The organism is Roseateles aquae, assembly GCF_032337115.1.
Taxonomy (GTDB): Bacteria; Pseudomonadota; Gammaproteobacteria; order Burkholderiales; family Burkholderiaceae_C; genus Roseateles_C; species Roseateles_C aquae.
Genome location: NZ_JAVXZY010000001.1, coordinates 792,752 through 811,024 on the forward strand (window position 1 = coordinate 792,752; position 18,273 = coordinate 811,024).

At 65.3% G+C, this 18,273-nt stretch carries 21 protein-coding genes; 9 read left to right on the plus strand and 12 right to left on the minus strand.

What is annotated here, in order from left to right; genetic code table 11:
- Nucleotides 1–129: 129 nt before the first annotated feature.
- The 8 genes from RQP53_RS03390 to RQP53_RS03425 all read left to right on the plus strand — a co-directional run bounded on the left by RQP53_RS03390 (nucleotide 130) and on the right by RQP53_RS03425 (nucleotide 9,900).
- Entirely contained in the window at nucleotides 130–2,643 is a 2,514-nt protein-coding gene (locus RQP53_RS03390) for a collagenase (protein ID WP_315648627.1), read from the plus strand.
- Nucleotides 2,644–2,674: 31 nt separating this feature from the next.
- The gene (locus RQP53_RS03395) at nucleotides 2,675–3,418 is read left to right on the plus strand and encodes a hypothetical protein (protein WP_315648629.1); all 744 of its coding nucleotides are present in this window, start codon (nucleotides 2,675–2,677) and stop codon (nucleotides 3,416–3,418) included.
- 204 nt (nucleotides 3,419–3,622) lie between these two features.
- Entirely contained in the window at nucleotides 3,623–4,252 is a 630-nt protein-coding gene (gene kynB, locus RQP53_RS03400) for an arylformamidase (RefSeq protein ID WP_315648630.1), read from the plus strand.
- A 13-nt stretch (nucleotides 4,253–4,265) separates the two neighbouring features.
- A complete protein-coding gene (gene kynU / locus RQP53_RS03405; protein WP_315648631.1) occupies nucleotides 4,266–5,564 on the plus strand; it encodes a kynureninase in 1,299 nt (432 codons plus the stop codon).
- Nucleotides 5,561–6,412 carry a tryptophan 2,3-dioxygenase gene (kynA, locus tag RQP53_RS03410; RefSeq protein ID WP_315648633.1) on the plus strand — a complete coding sequence of 284 codons (852 nt, stop codon included), beginning with the start codon at nucleotides 5,561–5,563 and terminating at the stop codon, nucleotides 6,410–6,412. The genes kynU and kynA overlap by 4 nt, the downstream gene beginning before the upstream one ends.
- Nucleotides 6,413–6,555: 143 nt before the next feature.
- Nucleotides 6,556–7,521: an alpha/beta fold hydrolase gene (locus tag RQP53_RS03415; protein ID WP_315648634.1), complete on the plus strand. Its 966-nt coding sequence runs from the start codon at nucleotides 6,556–6,558 to the stop codon at nucleotides 7,519–7,521.
- Nucleotides 7,522–7,686: 165 nt separating this feature from the next.
- A complete protein-coding gene (locus RQP53_RS03420; RefSeq protein WP_315648635.1) occupies nucleotides 7,687–9,495 on the plus strand; it encodes an aminopeptidase P family protein in 1,809 nt (602 codons plus the stop codon).
- A 216-nt stretch (nucleotides 9,496–9,711) separates the two neighbouring features.
- On the plus strand, nucleotides 9,712–9,900 hold the full coding sequence (locus tag RQP53_RS03425) for a hypothetical protein (protein ID WP_315648636.1): 189 nt from the start codon (nucleotides 9,712–9,714) through the stop codon (nucleotides 9,898–9,900).
- A 28-nt stretch (nucleotides 9,901–9,928) separates the two neighbouring features.
- On the opposite strand, the gene RQP53_RS03430 is transcribed toward RQP53_RS03425, so the two are convergent.
- The 5 genes from RQP53_RS03430 to RQP53_RS03450 form a co-directional block, all read right to left on the minus strand.
- The gene (locus RQP53_RS03430) at nucleotides 9,929–10,807 is read right to left on the minus strand and encodes a LytR/AlgR family response regulator transcription factor (protein WP_315648637.1); all 879 of its coding nucleotides are present in this window, start codon (nucleotides 10,805–10,807) and stop codon (nucleotides 9,929–9,931) included.
- Nucleotides 10,804–11,895 carry a sensor histidine kinase gene (locus tag RQP53_RS03435; protein WP_315648638.1) on the minus strand — a complete coding sequence of 364 codons (1,092 nt, stop codon included), beginning with the start codon at nucleotides 11,893–11,895 and terminating at the stop codon, nucleotides 10,804–10,806. Before RQP53_RS03435 ends, RQP53_RS03430 begins: the two co-directional genes overlap by 4 nt.
- Nucleotides 11,896–12,041: 146 nt before the next feature.
- Nucleotides 12,042–12,290 (minus strand): hypothetical protein, encoded by a 249-nt coding sequence (locus RQP53_RS03440; RefSeq protein ID WP_315648639.1) that lies wholly within the window; start codon nucleotides 12,288–12,290, stop codon nucleotides 12,042–12,044.
- A gap of 146 nt (nucleotides 12,291–12,436) precedes the next feature.
- On the minus strand, nucleotides 12,437–12,649 hold the full coding sequence (locus RQP53_RS03445; protein WP_315648640.1) for a hypothetical protein: 213 nt from the start codon (nucleotides 12,647–12,649) through the stop codon (nucleotides 12,437–12,439).
- Between the two features lie 283 nt (nucleotides 12,650–12,932).
- Nucleotides 12,933–13,217, minus strand: coding sequence for a hypothetical protein (locus tag RQP53_RS03450; RefSeq protein ID WP_315648641.1), 285 nt, complete (start codon nucleotides 13,215–13,217; stop codon nucleotides 12,933–12,935).
- Nucleotides 13,218–13,776: 559 nt separating this feature from the next.
- Here RQP53_RS03450 and RQP53_RS03455 point away from each other — a divergent pair.
- A complete protein-coding gene (locus RQP53_RS03455; protein ID WP_315648642.1) occupies nucleotides 13,777–14,058 on the plus strand; it encodes a hypothetical protein in 282 nt (93 codons plus the stop codon).
- Nucleotides 14,059–14,143: 85 nt separating this feature from the next.
- Here the strand turns inward: RQP53_RS03455 and RQP53_RS03460 are convergent, their stop codons facing one another.
- The 7 genes from RQP53_RS03460 to RQP53_RS03490 all read right to left on the minus strand — a co-directional run bounded on the left by RQP53_RS03460 (nucleotide 14,144) and on the right by RQP53_RS03490 (nucleotide 18,263).
- Nucleotides 14,144–14,809 carry an SOS response-associated peptidase gene (locus RQP53_RS03460; protein WP_315648643.1) on the minus strand — a complete coding sequence of 222 codons (666 nt, stop codon included), beginning with the start codon at nucleotides 14,807–14,809 and terminating at the stop codon, nucleotides 14,144–14,146.
- Between the two features lie 302 nt (nucleotides 14,810–15,111).
- Nucleotides 15,112–15,405, minus strand: coding sequence for a hypothetical protein (locus RQP53_RS03465; protein ID WP_315648644.1), 294 nt, complete (start codon nucleotides 15,403–15,405; stop codon nucleotides 15,112–15,114).
- 92 nt (nucleotides 15,406–15,497) lie between these two features.
- Complete coding sequence (locus RQP53_RS03470; protein ID WP_315648645.1) at nucleotides 15,498–16,286, minus strand: DNA adenine methylase; 789 nt, start codon at nucleotides 16,284–16,286, stop codon at nucleotides 15,498–15,500.
- Between the two features lie 152 nt (nucleotides 16,287–16,438).
- Nucleotides 16,439–16,969, minus strand: a complete 531-nt coding sequence (locus RQP53_RS03475) for a DUF2514 family protein (RefSeq protein ID WP_315648646.1) — start codon at nucleotides 16,967–16,969, stop codon at nucleotides 16,439–16,441.
- 31 nt (nucleotides 16,970–17,000) lie between these two features.
- Entirely contained in the window at nucleotides 17,001–17,405 is a 405-nt protein-coding gene (locus RQP53_RS03480; RefSeq protein ID WP_315648648.1) for a ubiquitination-like system serine protease family protein, read from the minus strand.
- A 1-nt stretch (nucleotide 17,406) separates the two neighbouring features.
- The gene (locus RQP53_RS03485) at nucleotides 17,407–17,769 is read right to left on the minus strand and encodes a hypothetical protein (RefSeq protein WP_315648649.1); all 363 of its coding nucleotides are present in this window, start codon (nucleotides 17,767–17,769) and stop codon (nucleotides 17,407–17,409) included.
- Nucleotides 17,766–18,263 carry a lysozyme gene (locus RQP53_RS03490; protein WP_315648650.1) on the minus strand — a complete coding sequence of 166 codons (498 nt, stop codon included), beginning with the start codon at nucleotides 18,261–18,263 and terminating at the stop codon, nucleotides 17,766–17,768. Before RQP53_RS03490 ends, RQP53_RS03485 begins: the two co-directional genes overlap by 4 nt.
- Nucleotides 18,264–18,273 lie beyond the last annotated feature (10 nt).

Sequence of the window (18,273 nt, forward strand, 5' to 3'; positions counted from 1 at the left end):
GGATGCGAAAAAACCCTGAGAGGGTTTTCAGCATATGTTAGATATATCTCTGGCATTTTTGACAACAAAGCACTGTAATGCGCGGCGTGCGCACCGCTTCTTGTTTCATCCCGCCATCAGGAGACCCTCATGCCTCTTCCCCATCTACGCCGCCCTGGCCGGCGGCTCTTGAGCGTCGGCATCGGCGTCAGCGTCGGCGCTGCCGCGCTGCTCGGCCTGGCCACGCTGCCCGCCAGTGCCAGCCCCCAGTCCACCCCACACGCCATGCTGACTGACAGCGCTGTTCTGGGCGCCGAGCAGGCCCGCCTGGCACAGGCCCCGCGCCAGCCTGGCGAAGCCAAACCAGGCGAACACATCGCCCGCCAGCCACTGCCCGCCACGCGGCTGCCGCTGCGCAATGCCGAATCGCTGCTGCCGCGCCAGCAGCGCTACGGCGAGGCCACCGAGCCCAGCAACGAGCAGAGCGAACGCAGCGCACTCAGTCCGCAGGCCCGTTCCGCCCGTGCGCTGCAAAGCCGGCTGGCCAGCCAGGCTGCCGCGGCCAATTGCAGCGGCAGCGATTTCGTCGGCAAGGCGGGCAGCACGCTGATCGCCTTCATCGACCAGGCCTCGCTGCGCGGCTGCATGTACCAGCTCTACAGCGGCTCGGTGGATCAGTACCGCAGCGTCTTCAGCGATGCCAACATCATCAGTGTCGCCAACGCGCTGAAGCAGCGGGCACTGAACTACCCGGGCAATGACACGGGCAAGGCGATGAATCTGCTGTCCTTTCTGCGCACCGCCGGCTACTGGAGCTTCATGAGCCAGGCGGGCGATGCCAGCAATGGCATTGCGCCAGGCAGCCGCAGCATGCTCAATGCCGCCGGCGCTGCACTGCGCCAGCTGACGCAGGCGCCGCATTTCTACGACATCAGCGAGGACAACGCCTATTTCGTCAGCGAGGTGTTCAAGACTGTGCCGGCCGGCTTTGCACCGCTGTTCGCTCCCGCCGCCAAGCGCTGGATCGACCAGGCCCAGCCATCCAGCTTCGCCACCGGCTACTGGACCAATGACGCGATTCTTCAGGCCATGAACGTGCTGTTCTATGGCGACTACCAGGTCGACTTCCAGAACGCCGTCAAGAACGATCCCAGCCTGCCACGCAGCCTGGACAGCTTCCTGACTCGCAATCGCAGCCTGTTGGGCGGTGACTACGCCTACCACCTCAGCAATGCGATGGGCGAGATGCTGCGCTTTCTGCGCTACCCGGCGCTGAAGGCAGAGCTACGCAATCTGGGCATCAACCAGCTGCGCTACTTCCCGGTCACGCAGGACAACGCCGTCGACGTCTGGCTGCGTGCCGCCACCATGGTCGATCAGTACGACGCCGGCAATTGCAGCGCCTACGGCACCTGCAATGCCTACGATCGCATTGCCGCGATCAAGCTGCCGATTCGCTACGCCTGCGGCAGCCAGTACACGATACGCGCCCAGGCCATGACGGCACAGCAACTCAGCGATACCTGCGCCAGCATCAGCCAGCAGACCGGCTACTTCCACACGCTGATGGGCACCCAGCCCGGCCAGCCGGTCGGCAACGACGGCAATGCCCAGCTGGAGCTGGTGGTGTTTGACAGCTACGCGCAGTACTCGCGCTTCTCCGGCTATCTGTTCGGCAACGACACCAACAACGGCGGCATCTATCTGGAAGGCGACCCGGCCGCACCCGGCAATGTGGCCCGCTTCCTGGCCCACCGGGCCGACTGGCTGGCCGGCTTCGAGATCTGGAACTTGAACCACGAGTTCACCCACTACCTCGACGGCCGCTACAACCTCTGGGGCGCGTTCTGGAACTATCCGCTGGAGCTCAATGCCGCGGTGCGCAACCCGGCGGTCTGGTGGATCGAGGGCGTGGCCGAGTACGTGTCCTACAGCTATCGCCGCCAGTACTACGCCGACGCCACCTCGCGCGCCCAGACCGCGCCGCTGGCGCTCAGCGAGGTGCTGCGCAATACCTACAGCAGCGGCCAGACGCGGGTCTACAACTGGGGCTATCTGGCGGTGCGCTATATGCTGGAACGCCAGCCCAACCAGGACCGCAACTTCCTGCCCCTGATGCGCACGGGCAACTACGCCGGCTACAGCGCGCAGATCGACGCCATCGGCAGCAGCCTGGACAGTGACTTCTCACGCTGGCTGGGCAGCTGCATCGCCAGCGGCGACACCAGCTCGGCCGGCTGCGTCAGCCAGCGCCCCGGCACGCTGCCGCTGCTCAACGCCAGCGCCATCGGCGCCTGCAATCTGGGCAATGCCAGCGCACTGGCCAATGGCTGCAGCAAGGCCTTGAGCGCCGGCTCGGGCAGCTACAACTTCTACATCAGCGCCTCTGGCTGGAACGACGTGCTGTTCAGGCTCAGCCAGGTGCAAGGCGGCGTTGACCTCTATGCCAAGGCCGGCGGCTGGGCCTCGGCCAGCGATCATGACGTCAAGGCCGGCGGCGCCGGCGGCAGCGATCTGATCGTCAAGCTGCCCAGCAAGGGCCAGGGCTGGGTCTATGTGAACGTCGTGCCCCGCGCCGGCTTCCAGGGCGCCCAGCTGCGCGCCATGTTCAGCCAGCTGCCGCTGGGCAGCAGCGCCAGTTTCAGCGCTGCCGCGGCGCACTGAGCCCCCCATTCATTGAAACGGAAACCAAACCATGAATCCCATCAATGCCTCCTCCCCTGCGCCGCTGCGCACCTTGCCACTGCTGACTGCGCTGGCGATGGCCGGGCTGCTGCTCTTGGCGCAGCCGGCCCGGGCCGACCTGCAATTCCTCAATGCCACGCAATTCAGCGCCGCCCTGCAACACAGTGGCAGCGACAGCTTTGCCGATCTGCCGGCCGACACCGTGCTGCCCGGCCCGCTGCTGCGCCAGGCGGGCGACTTCGCCTACCAGCTGCAGGCCAGCAACGCCGGCTTCTACGGCTTTGCCGATGCGGCAGGCGGCCTGACACTGAGTACCGAAGAGCTGCTCTCCGGCATCAGCTTCAGCCACTTTGCCGGGGGTGTGAACGCCTTCGCGCTGGACCTGAGCGCGCTGAACTTCTATGGCCAGCCGCGTGAAAACACGATGCTGGCCCTGAGCGTCACCGACCTCAGCGGCGGCACCAGCACACGCCAGCTGAGCCTGGCCGAGGGCTTCAGCCATCTGGCCTTTGTCAGCAGCGCGCCGCTGGCCTCGGTCAGCTTCAGCGTGCTGGACCACGGCAGCGTCTACACCAGCTATGTGTCGCCGGGCATCAGCCACGTCCAGCTGGCCATCGCCAGCAGCGTGCCCGAGCCAGCCTCGGCCGCGCAGCTGGCCTTCGGGCTGTTCGGCCTGTTCGGCCTGGTGGCGCTCAAGTCACCCAGCAGCCGTCAGCGCCGTCGCCGCCAGGATGCAGGGGGCGCCCCGAACTGATACGAACGCAGAGTCGCTGTCATCAGCGCCCCGGTTGCCGCCCTGGCACCGGGGCGTTTTTCTTGGGCGGCGGCCGTCTGCCCTGTCAGGCAGCGGTAGCAGCCTTGGGTTTGCACCCAATCTGCGGGCATGTTGGAATTAACCGACACCACGCGCCAATCAGGCTTGCTATCGTTTCACCGCAATTTGCTTTAAGCCTAAACCATGTCTGCAAGACGCTTGTGGGACATCTCGCCGCTGGTCAGCGACGATGCCCCAATCTTCCCCGGCGACGAGCCCTACAGCCTGCGTTGGACCGCGCGGCTCTCGCCGCAATGCCCTGTGAATCTGAGCGCGCTGACCATGTCGCCGCATGTCGGCGCCCATGCCGATGCGCCTCTGCACTACGCCGATGGTGTGGCCTCGGCGGCCGAGGTCGGGCTCGATGCCTACCTGGGGCACTGCCGCGTGATCCACGCGATCGGCTGCGGCCCCCTGATCCGCATCGAGCATCTTCAGCATGCGGCCGACGCCCTGCCTGCGCGCGTGCTGGTGCGCTGCTGCGAACGTGCCGACACCGTCTGGAACCCGGACTTCACCGCCTATGCGCCCGAGACCGTGGCCTGGCTGGCCGCGCAGGGCGTCAAGCTGATCGGGCTGGACACGCCTTCGGTCGACCCGGCCAGCAGCAAGAGCCTGGACAGCCATCAGCAGCTCCTGCGCCTGAACCTGCGCGTGCTGGAGAACCTGGTGCTCGACGAGGTGCCTGAGGGCGACTACGAATTGATCGCGCTGCCGCTGAAGCTGGCCGGCGCCTGTGCATCACCCGTTCGCGCCGTACTGCGCGAACTCTGAAGGAGACCATCAAGTGACCACCCGCCAAGACTGCGATGTCCGCGACGCCGAGGACGGCCTGCGCGAACTGCGCCATCAATTCGATTTGCCGCCCGGCGTGATCTACCTGGACGGCAATTCGCTCGGCGTACTGCCCAGCGCCACGCTTTCGCGCGTGCAGGAGGTCATCACCCGCGAGTGGGGCCATGACCTGATCAAGAGCTGGAACACCGCCGGCTGGATCGACCTGCCGGCCCGCATTGGCAACAAGATTGCCCGGCTGGTCGGCGCCGATGCCGGCGAGCTGGTGGTGGCCGACTCGACCTCGCTGAACCTGTACAAGGTGCTGTCGGCCGCGCTGCGCATCAGCCTCGCCGATTCACCCGCGCGCCGCGTGATCGTTTCCGAGCGCAGCAACTTCCCCACCGATCTCTATATCGCCGAAAGCCTGGCCCAGCAGCATGGCCTGACGCTGAAGCTGGTGGACAGCGTCGAGGACATCCCCGCTGCGCTGAACAGCGAGCTGGCGGTGCTGATGCTCACCGGCGTCAACTACCGCACCGGCTATCTGCACGATATGAAGGCCGTCACCGCCGCAGCCCATGCCGCCGGTGCGCTGGTGATCTGGGACCTGGCCCATTCGGCCGGCGCCGTGCCGGTGGACCTGAAAGGCGCCGATGCCGATTTCGCGATTGGTTGCGGCTACAAATACCTGAACGGCGGCCCCGGCGCGCCGGCCTTTGTCTGGGCGCATCCGCGCCATGCCGAACGCTTCTGGCAGCCGCTCTCGGGCTGGATGGGCCATGCCGCGCCCTTCCAGTTCACGCCCAACTACTTGCCAGCCGCCGGCATCCAGCGCTACCTCTGCGGCACGCCGGCGGTGCTGTCGATGGCGGCACTTGAATGTGGCGTTGACACCCTGCTCGCGGCCGAACCCATGGGCGGCATGGCCGCGCTGCGCCAGAAGTCGATCGCGCTGACCGAGCTCTTCATCGAGCTGGTCGATGAACGCTGCGCCAAGCTCGGCGTGCGTGTGGCCTCGCCGCGCCAGGCCGCGCAGCGCGGCAGCCAGGTCTGCCTGAGCCTCGCCGCACCGTTGGAACAGGCAAGCTACGCGGTCGTGCAGGCGCTGATCGCGCGCGGCGTGATCGGCGACTTCCGCGCCGGCGACCCGAACGATCTCGCCGCCATGCCGCACATCCTGCGCTTTGGCTTCACCCCGCTGTACATCGGCTTCGCCGAGGTCTATGACGCGGTCGAGCACCTGGTGCAGGTGCTGTCCACCGAAGAATGGAAGCAGGAACAATTCAACCAAAAGGCAGCAGTGACATGACGTGCCCTCATCACCACACCGAAAACGTCGTTCGTGAAGAAGGCGCCCAGCTCGATTTCTCGAAGGACATGAGCTACGGCGACTACCTGAAGCTCGATCAGGTGCTGTCCGCCCAGCACCCGCTCTCGCCCGAGCACAACGAGATGCTCTTCATCGTCCAGCACCAGACCTCGGAGCTGTGGATGAAGCTGATGCTGCACGAGCTCCATGCCGCCGTCGGCTGCGTGGCCGAGGGCCGCCTGCCCGAGGCCTTCAAGATGCTGGCCCGCGTGTCCAAGATCATGGAGCAGCTGGTTCATGCCTGGGATGTGCTGGCGACGATGACGCCGCCCGAGTACACCGCCATCCGCCCCTATCTCTCCAACAGCAGCGGCTTCCAGAGCTGGCAGTACCGCCAGATCGAGTTCATGCTGGGCAACAAGAACGCGGCCATGCTCAAGCCGCATGCGCACCGCCCCGATCTGCTGACCGCCGTGCAGGCCGCCTACGAGGCACCCTCGCTGTACGACGTGGTGCTGCAGCTGATGGCCAAGCGCGGCATCAGCGTGCCCGAGAGCGCCTTGCAGCGTGACTGGACCCAGCCCTATGCGGCGCAGGACGGCGTCAAGCAGGCCTGGCTGGAGGTCTACCGCGACCCGACGGCCCACTGGGACCTCTACCAGATGGGCGAAGAACTGGTCGATCTGGAAGACGCCTTCCGCCTCTGGCGCTTCCGCCATGTGACCACGGTGGAACGCGTGATCGGCTTCAAGCGCGGCACCGGCGGCACCTCGGGCGTCGGCTATCTGCGCAAGATGCTGGACGTGGTGCTGTTCCCCGAGCTCTGGGCGCTGCGCACCGAGCTCTGAGCACGCCCCCGCCGGCCGCGACTCAGGCGCCCGGCTGGCGATTCAGCGCTCGTGCTTGCCATTCAGCGCAAGCACGGGCCGCGGCCGCGGCTGGGTCGGCACAGTGCGCTCATCGCAACAGCACTTCCCCTGAGGAGACCACGATGAGCCCCACCCTGCGCAAGCCCCACAGCCTGACCCGCCTGATTCAAGGCGCCCTGCTCGCCATCGGCCTCGCCGGCAGCATGGGCAGCCAGGCTGCCACCGCCACCGCCACTGCCAGCACCACCACCGCCAGCACCGCCGCCGACACCGCAGTTCAGTTCAAGGACTTGCGCATCACCGTGCGCGGCGACGGTCAGCCTTTGCTGATGATTCCCGGGCTGAACAGCGCCGCCAGCGTCTGGGACGAGACCTGCGCCAAGCTGCAACCCGGCGTCCAATGCCTGATGGTGCAACTGCCCGGCTTTGCCGGCGCGCCCGCCAGCCCCGCCTTCCAGCAGCAGTTCCTGGCCAGCGCACGGGGCCAGTTGCTGGACTATCTGCGCGAACAGGCGCCGCAGGGTGCCAGCGTCGTCGGCCACAGCCTTGGCGGCGTGCTGGCGCTGCAGATGGCGGCCGAGGCCAAGGCGCCGATCAAACGTCTGGTGATCGTCGACTCCCTGCCCTTTCTGGCCGGCATTCAGAATCCGAACGCCACCGTCGACAGCGTCAAGCCCATGGCCGAGGGCATGCGCGCCGGCATGATGCGGCCGGCCAGCCCGGAACAGCGCCGCGCGACGCTGGCGCCGATGGCTGCCACCATGGTGCATGGCGATACTCAGATCGAGACGGTCGTTCAATGGGGCATCGCCAGCGACGCCGCGTCGACCGCTGCGGCCATGTACGAGCTGTGGGTCAGCGATCTGCGCCCCATGCTGCCGCAGGTCAAGGTGCCAACCACCGTGCTCGGCTCCTGGGCCGCTTACGCGCCGATGGGCTCGACCTTGGAAAGCACCCGCGCCATCTTCGAACGCCAGTACGAGGGCCTGAAGGGTGTCGAGCTGAAGATGAGCACCAAAGGCTTTCACTTCCTGATGTGGGACGACGCCGAGCTGGTCAGCAGCACGCTGAAGCAGGCGCTGCGCTGATGCAGCCTGCCCGCGGCGAAGTGCCGCTGCGCCCCTGACGAACGGCGCCGCTGCCGCACAGTCCTTAGAATTGGTGTCACCACAATCGCGGCGTGCCAGCACCCTGGCACGCCGCTGTCACAAGCAGCGCTGGCCCAGCCGGTTGGCGCCAGACCGGAGACCGCCATGGACACCCGCACTTCCGAGATCACCCTGCGCGTCGAACGACTGCGCGACGCCCTGCGCGCCGAAGGCCTGCACGCCTGCCTGGTGCCCTCGGCCGACCCGCATCTGTCCGAGTACCTGCCCGAGCGCTGGCAGGCGCGCCAGTGGCTGTCGGGCTTCACCGGCTCGGTCGGCACCCTGGTGGTCGGCCTGGATCGCGCCGCGCTGTTTGCCGACAGCCGCTACTGGACCCAGGCCGAGGTTGAGCTGGCCAACACCGGCATCGAGCTGGTGAAAGTGCCCTCGGCCGCCTCGCCGCTGTTCATCGACTGGATCGCCCAGCAGCTGCAGTCCGGTCAGACGCTGGCGGCCGATGGCCAGGTGCTCGGCCTGGCCCTGGCGCAGCAGCTGCGCGGCGCGCTGAATCCGCGCGGCATTCAGCTGCGCACCGATCTGGATCTGGTTGACCGGGTCTGGAACGAGCGCCCGGGCCTGCCCGCTGCGCCGGTCTACGAGCACCTGCCGCCGCAAGCCAGCGTCAGCCGCGCTGACAAGCTCGCGGGCGTGCGCGCCGCGATGCAGCGCCATGGCGCCAGCCACCACCTGATCTCCAGCGTCGACGACGTCGCCTGGCTGTTCAATCTGCGTGGTAGCGATGTCGAGTGCAATCCGGTCTTCATCGCCCATGCGCTGCTGGATGCCGCGCACGCCACCATCTTCCTGGCCGAGGGCAAGGTGCCGGCCGACATCGTCGAGCGCCTCGCCGCCGATGGCGTCTCGTTGCAGCCCTACGCGACCGCAGCCACCGCACTGGCTGCCCTGCCCGCCGGCGCCAGCGTGCTGATGGACCCGCGCCGCGTCACCCTGGGCCTGCGCGAAGCCGTGCCGGCCGCGGCCCGCGTGGTCGAAGCCATCAACCCCAGCACCCTGGCCAAGAGTCGCAAGACCGCCGATGAAGCGAAGTTCGTGCGCCAGACCATGGAGCAAGACGGCGCCGCCATGTGCGAGTTCTACGCCTGGTTCGAACAGGCGCTGGGCAAGGAGCGCATCACCGAGCTGACGATTGACGAGAAGCTGTCGGCCGCGCGTGCGCGCCGGCCTGGTTTCGTCGGCCTGAGCTTCTCCACCATCGCCGGCTTCAATGCCAATGGTGCCCTGCCGCACTACCGCGCCACGCCGCAATCGCATGCGGTCGTCGAAGGCACCGGCCTGCTGCTGATCGACTCCGGTGGCCAGTTCCTCGGCGGCACCACCGACATCACCCGCGTCTGGCAGATCGGCGAGGTCACGCCGGCGCAGAAGCGCGATTACACGCTGGTGCTCAAGGGCACGATGGCGCTGTCGCGCGCCGTCTTCCCGCGCGGCACGCTGGGCCCGATGCTGGACGCGCTGGCCCGTGCGCCGATGTGGGAGCATGGCCTGGACTTCATGCACGGCACCGGCCACGGCGTCGGCTATTTCATGAACGTCCACGAAGGCCCGCAGAACATCTCCAAGGGCATCCCGGACGCCAATATGGCGATGGAGATCGGCATGATCACCTCGATCGAGCCGGGCATTTACCGCCCCGGCAAATGGGGCGTGCGGATCGAGAACCTGGTGCTGAACGTGCCGCATGCCACGCCCGAGCAAGGGGCTTTTGGCGAGATGCTGCGCTTTGAGACGCTGACGCTGTGCCCGATCGACACCCGGCCGCTGGACCTGACGCTGCTGCGCGAGGACGAACGCGCCTGGCTGAACGATTACCACCGCGAAGTGCGGCAACGCCTAGCCCCGCTGGTCGCTGGTGCGGCGCTGGACTGGCTGATCCTGCGCACCGAAGCGATCTGAGGCCAGAGCCCCGTCGCCCTTCTCACCCGTTTCGACACGACCAAAGCGCGGCCAAGCCGCGCTTTTTTTTCGTCCTCAGCGGCAAGCGCTGCGCCCTCCCCGCATCAGCTGCAGCTCAGGTTTGCGCAAGAACAAAGCCATGGCTTTAAAGCCAGCAGCGCGGCGCCTAGAGTTGAAGCGTCAGGCCCATCCGGCTGGCAACGCGAGGAGTGAACCATGTCCAGCAAGCAGATCCATGAGTTCTCGGACAGCAAGCTTCACACGGCCCTGCTGTTCGCCCTGTTCGTGATGGCCGCCCTGGTGGCGGTCGATGCGCTGTTCTTCACACCCGAGGGGCAGACGCCGCTGATCTGGCACTTCGATGCCGTCGTCGTGCACGGGCAGTCGAGCCCACCCAAGCCCTGAGCAAGGGGGTGCCTCAGCCGCTGGCTGACTACATCTGTCTGAACAGGTGCAGATAGCTGCGGCTGACCGGCAGCACCTCGCTGCGGCCACGCAGATGCACATCCGCGGTTTCGTTGGCACCGCGGGTGATGTGGCTGATCGCGTGCAGATTCACGACCACCGAGCGATGTACCTGTGCGAAGCGTTTGGGGTCAAGCTGCTCGATCAGTTCGCGGATGGGCGTGCGAATCAGCGCCTCGCCTTCGTCCCAGACCACCAGCGTGTATTTCTCGTCCGAGCGCAGGAAGATGATTTGCTCGACCGGGATCAGCTTCAAGGTTGAACCCACCGACGCACGCAACCACTGCAGGTACTCAACAGGCTGTGCCGCCCCACTCTGCCCTGGCTGCGATCCGCCAGCTGCTGAGGGCAGGCGCAATCGCTGCGCCAGTGCCTCGATGGCGGCTTCCAGCAATTCGCCCTTGGGCAAGCTGGCCGCCACCGCCGCTGTGTCAGCAGGCGATGGCGCCCCTTGCGCAGCACCATGCTGCAAGCGCTGCTGCAGCCGCTGCACGGTGTCACGCAGGCGTATCTCTTCGACCGGCTTGACCAGGTAGTCCAGCGCCCCCTGCTCAAAAGCCTGCACCGCGTACTGCTCGTAGGCGGTCACGAACACGATCTGCGCCCGGCGAGCAATCTGCCGCGCCGCCTCGACGCCATTGACGCCAGGCATGTGCACATCGAGAAAGACGATGTCGGGCTGATGGCGCTCGAACTGCTCCAGCGCCTCCCGGCCATTGCGCGCCGTGGCCACGATCTCAAGCGCCGGCCAGGTCTGGCGCAGCGCCAGCTCCAGGCTTTCGCGCAGCAGCGGTTCATCGTCGGCAATCAGCGCCCTGGGGCGCTGCTCATATCCGTTATCACTCATGGCCAGAAGCACAGTTGGGCGATCAGCCCGTGCGGCGATTGCTCGGCCAGTTCCAGCCGCGAACGCTCACCGTAAAAGACTTTCAAACGCTCGCGCAGATTGCGCAAGCCGGTTCCGGCGCCCGACTGCACGGACAGGCCAACGCCGGTGTCGCGCACCGACAGGCAGACCATGCCGTCCGGCAGGCGCTCGCCACGCAGCTCGATCACGCCGCCTTCCTCGCTGGGATCGATGCCATGGCGCACCGCATTCTCCACCAGGGTCAACAAGGCCATGGGCGGAAAGCGCAGCCCATGGAGCTCAGCATCCACTTCGATGCTGAAGCTCAGCCGATCGGGCATGCGCAGATGCATCAGTTCCAGATAGGCTCGCACCAGGCCCAGTTCATCCTGCAGCGTGGCCTGCTCGTTCTGCAGCCGCGGCATGGCGGCGCGCAGGTAGGCAATCAGACTGCGCAGCACCGGCGCTGCCTGTGGCGAACCGGCCTCCACCAGCGCCCGCACATTGGCCAGCGTGTTGAACAGGAAATGCGGCTCGACCTGGGCCTGCAGCAGGCGCAACCGGGCGTCCAGCGCGCGCCGCTCCAGCTCGCTGCGCTCCAGCTCGAAACGCAGCGCCTGGCTGCGCGCCTCGACATCGCGCTGGCGAAACAGCGCGCCCATGGCCAGCAAGGGGCCAACCAAGAGACCAGAACCAACAATCCAGAAATAGCCCTGGATGCGGCCCTCGCTGCGCAACAGGCGGCCGAGATCCCCTCCGACTGCCACGAGATACACCAGCAAGGTGGCCAGCGGCACCATGGCCGCCACCACCGCCACCTGCAGCAGCCAGCGCGCCATCCAGGGCGGCAGGCGTCGCGGCCACTGCGCGGCGGCCGAGAAAGCCAGCAGCACCAGAATGCCGACGAACATCGTCCGCCCCAGCAAGACCGGGAACGGCGTGATGAAGATGGGGTTGAGCGCCGCCGCAGCGGCCGTCGCCAGCAGCAACGCAACGCCGATGCGCTGTGGCGTCAGATAGGCCATGAAGCCCCGCCAGGCCTCGGCATGGCTGGGAATGGCGGGCGCGCGAGGCTGATCCAGAGACATGGCCGGCACGATAACCGCGCCGATGGCGCTCACCAAGTGATTGGGCGCAAACAGGCGACGAATGACGGCCTGGCATCCCTCAGCCACGACGGTCGCTGCAGATCATCGCCAGCAACCCGTCCTTGTCACCAGCGGTGAACCGCCACTCAGGCCAGCATGCCGTGGCGACACATCACCACATCGCGGCCGGCATTGATGGCAAAGCGCAAGGCGTCGGCCGCCGAGGCCCAGCCGTAGCCGCCGGCCAGGTTTTCATCGCGAAACGCTTCGCGGCGCGGCTGCTGACCGCGCACCCGCACGACCACCACCGCGGCGATATAGCCAAATGAGCGCGGGCGTTCCATGGCGCCCGCGTAGATCCGATAGTCCCCGGCGTCAACTTCATCAAAATGCATGACAGCTCCTGCACATCGCCATACGACAGCGGCGACGATGAGCACACTGTCGTTGAAGGCCATATCGAAGCCCCGCACACCCGATGGGGGCCCCCATCGGGGGGATAGGCAGCCGCCCGCTTGCGCAACGTTGCCAGAGCGACGGCTCAGGCCGCGCCGCGCTGCACCTTGGCGCCCAGCACCGTGATGCCACGGCGGCCGTCGGCCATGGGCGCGGTGGCCAGGCCGAGGTCCTGGAAGCGCTGCTGCATGGCTTCGCTGACCACCCGCCCCTCTGGCGCCTGCGGAATGAACCAGAGCGCCTCACGCTCTTCCTTGGTCAGCATCTTCAGAATTTCAGCGGCACTGCGTTGTGTCATGGCTCGAAACCAGCGAATGGGGATCTGTGTAGGCGGCAACCATAGTGCACCGCGCCGCCCTCGCGCAAGCAGCCACTGACGCAAAGAACTAGCGCAAAGAAAAAGCCCGCTGGGCTTGCGCTCAGCGGGCTCTTGTCTGGAGGAGAGGGGGGGATTCGAACCCCCGAGACGTTTCCGTCCGCCTGATTTCGAGTCTTCTGGAAAATCCATACAAATCAACCACTTAGGTTGATTTCATTTCCGCAACTGCACAAAAATCGCGCAGCTGCAGCCCGCATGAATACTAGGGGTCACATTGGGTTGCGGAAATGATTTTAGAGGGCTGGTGAGCCTCCATGGCGCCGAAGTTGGTCTGCCACTCAACCTCCAGCCCCAGCTGCTCCAGCGCTCGCGCCACCATGGTGTTGATGGCGTAATGGGGTGGATTCACGGTGATGCTGAAACCGTTCGGGTCGTAGGCCGAGTAGCCAATCACAACATACCAACCCTCGACTCGCACCCTTTCCCAAGGGGGAAGTGCATAGATGTGCATTGCATTCAGTTTCGCAATGAGGTCTGGCAACAGCATGGCCCAATGCTAGCCGGGCCGTCGCCCCTCAAGCCCAGCCAAAACGCCCATTTACCCGACTAAAACGCTCGGTCTTTCATCTTGAATCGGTGCCAGATTCACCCCATAGATGGTGCTCAAACGCAACAACGTCGCGGGCCGGTAGCTTCGATTTCTTTATCGACTCGTTCGCCGACTGTGCGCGCACCAGAGTTAGCAAATGTTGCCGACTTCATAGAGCACCGGCTCTATTTTCATTAGCACTCTGCGTTAGCGAGTGCTAAAGCTGAAGCCAAGCACTGGATAAAACACCATAGCGGCTAGCGACAAAACAGGGAGAGGTCAACGGGGTGCGTGCGGGGAACTGACCCTGCCTACGTCGTACCAAGCCTTGCATAATGGGTTTCATGCACGGGCCGGAGCCCATGCAAAAACGGGCTGCACACGAAATGTGAGCAGCCCGTGATGCCCCTCCGGAGAGGGAACAAAGACCTAGTAGGACTCTGCCGTCGGAAGCGAGATCTTACTTTGTTTGGGTTTCCTTAAATGAGGGTTTTTACCAGCCAACATTAAGGCAATCATGAACAATCTTTTCATTTCATACGATCTGCATGCTCCTGGCAGGAGCTATGACCGAGTCATCGAGACTATCAAGAAGCTCGGCAATTGGGCTGCAGTCAATCAGTCGATGTGGTACGTGCGCTCTCGCTACAACAGCGAATCAGCGGTTGCGGCACTTCGGCAGGCGGGAGACAGCAACGACAGCTTCTGTGTGATCGATGCGACCAACAACAACGCCCATTGGTACAACATTGACCAAAAGGTCGCAGAGCAAATTCAGATGAACTGGCGTGCAAATTAAGGAAGCCGCGGCCCGCACATAAATGGGCCAAAGGCCCGCCGTTTGGTGGGCCTTTTTCGTTTCTGGGTCTGGCGGTGGTTGAGGACTAAGGCAAGCGAGCCGCGCCGCCATTGGGTGCGAGCAGCTCATCGGTGCGCTTGGCATCAGCCAGATCAAATATCTCGACGGGCGAAGGCTTAACTAGCTGGCGCGCTTCGCTTTCACTGCCATGCAGCCATTGCTCCCACTCAGCGGGTTCAAGATGGATAAGCGAGCGCTTGTCCTGGCCATCTGGCGGCAGCTCCGGATCTGGCTTGTGCAACCGGCTCAGCAACGGGTGGCTGTCGCAGTTCGTGGTGATCATGGTGAAGTTCGGCACCACCTCGCCAGTGGAGTGGTCGACCCACTCGGACCAGAGGCCGGCCAGCATCCACGGCTGGCCGTCTGCGCGCTTCAACTGCCACCAGATATTCTTGCCCGTCTCCCAGTTGGGCTCCTGATACCAAGATGCAGGCACCAGGCACCGCTGGCCGGCGGCCCAGGCGGCCTTGAAAGTGGGCTTCTTCTCAATGCCTTCGATGCGCGCGTTGTTGGTGCTGCGCGGCCGGCCTCGCTTGCCAGGCACTTTCGACGGCATGTAGTCGACACGCTCCGGCTGACCGGGCCGAATCAGCCCCCACTGCCCAACGAACCCTTCGACGGTGGCGGCATTCGGCCGCAGGAACAGCCCCGGCTGGAACGGTCCAGCGGTGCGCAGTTCGTAGTCTGGCACCACCCATCCGGGGGCATGGCGGGAGATGTACGTCGCAAACTCCCTCTTTGGGGAGACGTGGTAGAGGTTGCACATCCGCCGAATGTACCCCCTCCTCAGGCCCTACCTAAGAGGGGTGCGCAACTGGCCCCTACAAGCTGAAAATTGCGATCAGCAGGGCCTTGGGCAGCCGGAGTGCACGCCGGCGCGCTGGCCAGGGCGGGCACCCTCAGCGGCGGCCGACCTGATCGCCCTGCTCTCATGGTGGTCAGAGCCGTGAACTGACAAGGGGCCCTTTCGGGCCCCTTGTTCCTTGCTGGGTTTCATGCACCTATTGCGACGTACCGCGCGTAGTCCGAGCCTTCAGGGTTGATGTACATCGTCGGACGTTCCGGCGCTTGAACTGCGACGCAACGTGCAGCTCCGTATTCAATCCCACCCTTCCCTGCCAGCCAGGGGCGCGAGGCGAAAAGGTTGCTGGCGATTTCCTCGTATTCGTTGGCGCTGACCGCGCGGGTTTCGATCACCAAGACTCGCATGCGCTCGCCTTGCTCGGCGCGCACCACATCGAGCGAGGTGGGCTTGCGTACAAAATTCAGGGTTTGGCTGGTTTCCATCTTGGTCTCCGGTTGCGATGGCCCCAGTACCGCTCTACGCCGCAACACAGTCAACGACAGCCGCGACAAGCCCTAGCACCGGAGTCTGGCTTTCAAAACAGCCCAGCTGGTTCCGCCGCTTGGTCCCAGGACCAGATCACCAGCTCCTTTCGATCAGCAGCACGAGCGCCACCGCCCACCGTGTAGCTGATGTCGAGGCTTTCCATGTGGAAGCCCGCAAAGCATGCACGGATGTCCGGATGGTCGTTGATGCTGATGATGGCCTTGCCCTGCAGCTCGCGCAGCGTCTGGGCCATGAGTTGATATTGCTCGAACTGGAACGGCACGCCGTAGCCCTCGGTCTGCCAGTAAGGCGGGTCGAGATAGAAAAAGCTGTGCGGCCGGTCGTAGCGGCGCATGCACTCACGCCAGTCGAGACGCTCGATGTAGGTGCTGGCCAGGCGCAGATGCGCGGCGCTGAGCTGCTCTTCGATGCGCAAGAGGTTCACCGGCGGCGCCGTGGTTGCGGTGCCCCAGGTCTGGCCTTCAATCTTGCCGCCGAAGCACTGGTGCTGCAGGTAGTAGAAGCGCGCCGCACGCTGGACGTCGGTGAGCGTCTCGGGCAGCGTGTCCTGCAGCCATTTGAAGACCTCGCGGCTGGATAGCGCCCACTTGAATTGGCGGACGAACTCCTCCAGGTGATGCTTGACGACCCGATACAGGTTCACCAAATCGCCGTTGACGTCGTTGATGACCTCGACCTCCGCTGGGGGCCGCAGAAAGTACAGCGCGGCGCCGCCTGCAAACACCTCGACATAAGTCTTGTGCGGGGGGAAGCGGGGGATCAGCTGGTCAGCCAGGCGGCGCTTGCCGCCAATCCACGGAATGATGGGTTGTGCCATGCGTGAGGGTCCAGGTGGTTAAACTCGGCCCGCCTCCCGGGAGGTGGCAGGGCCTTGGCTGGGCTCACAGGCGCGATCTGTGGGTTTGGTGGCCGTCCACGGTGTTAGCGCACCGTGGGCGGTCGCCCTGTCTTTTTTTCTTGGCCTTGACGTTAGGGTGTCAGGGCTTCATAGGACTGCTCGCAGAACTGACCGGCAATGCGAGCCCGGTCAGCATATTCAGCGAGCTCTCGTCGTCGGCCGCTGCACCGGCCGAGCAGGTCGGCAAGCATTGCGGCGGACGCGGCGGCTGCTCTGCAGCCTTCGGTAGCTTCGGGATCAGCCGAGGCTGAAGTGGCGCGGGCACGCTCGGTGGCGAGTTGCTCGCGCAGGCTGCGAGAAGCAGCGGCAGCACGGTCGCGATCATGCTGAGCTGCATCGGTCTGAGTCTGGGCCGCATTGAGCGCCTCCCTCTGCTGGTTGATGGTGTGCAGGTCTTGCTGCCTGGCCTGCTCGACTGAGCTGGCCAGCGCGGCGGCGTAGGCCTGGCGATCCTGGCTCAGCGCCACTTCTGCGCGCGCCTGTGCTGCCTGGGCACGTGAGGCGCGCACCTCTGCCCAAGAGCCCCAGGCCACCGTGAGACAGATTGCGAGCGCCAGAAGGCGTGCGGGTAAGTTCCCGGTCTGTGTTGGGATCAGCGACATAGGCGCTTCCTTTTGAGCCATAGCAAAGCAGTCAGGCGTCCCGCCAATCGTCCACCGGCCATGCCGGGATGGGCACCGTCTGGCCGGCCAGTGCATGCGTGCAATCGCCAAGCATCTGCATTCGCCCTTCCACAACGAACGAATGACAAACCTTGGCGGCCAGCGGTACCTTCACGCCCTGCTCGCCAGAGTCACGGCGCCGCTGCACGTCAGCCAGATCGCGCTGCATGGCCTCTGGATCGTGAAGATTGGCCGGCTCGCTCCACGTGACCAAGACGCTGGGTGTGAACGTTGGACTCTCCGCATCCTTGTTCCAGCCCCAGCGCGGCCCAGGTCCTTCGCCGGTCTGAATGGTGTGCGGGCCGTCGCAGCCTGGACACCACCAGGTCAAGCGGCCATCGGTGCCGTCGCGGAGGATCGTTGAGATCAGCGCCATGTCACAGACCTCCGCTCAGCAGCCGCATGAGCCCAGCGATCAGGCATAGTGTCGGGATGCAGCCCGCCGCCGTGGCAACGGCGTCCCACACACTGACCTCGTGCTGGCCCGGGTTGGCGCGGTTATCGAGCCAGTCGGCGCCTTCCTTCGTCACGCCGGCTGTACCGGCAGACAGCACGGCTCCGAAAGCCGCCATCAACGGTGTGAGCAGCGCCGATGGCATGCGCAGCAGCTGCGCCGCATACCAACCCGCCACCGCGCCCACCACGGCACCGGCAAGAGACACGATCAGGCCGCCCTCGAAGTGCTGGATCTTGTCGGGCGCCAGGCCAAGACGCGACAGCAGCGCGCTGAGGATGCTCATGATGATGACCTTCCTTCACAGAGGGCGCGCTCGCGGGCGCGCCGGTTGACGATGCCTGGGCAATGGTTCGCCGGATCGCGGCAGTCCTTGCCGGCGACATAGACCCACCGCGACAGCTCAGCGCACGCAGCTGGCACATCACCGGCCTCCAAGCGCTTACGCAGGGTCGAGCCGCAAAAGTTCTTGGCGCCGACGTTGTAGGTGAAGCTCAACATGGCCGCCTCGACATGTGGCGCCAGCTGGACGCTCAAGCAGGCACGCATGTCCGCGTCGTGCTCGTACAAATTGCTGGCTAGGCGCTGGTCGCACTCGGCCGGCGAATAGCGCCGCTGCTCGACGTTCTTGGTGTCGCCGTCGCAGACGGTCCACACACCACCGACGTCTCGGTAGGGTTTCAGGCTCCGGCCTTCCGATTGCATGATGAGCGGCATGACCAGGGCCAGCACAAGCGCGCTGACGCCCGTGCCCACTGCGACGCGTTGCCCTGCGCTCATCGCCGCCCCC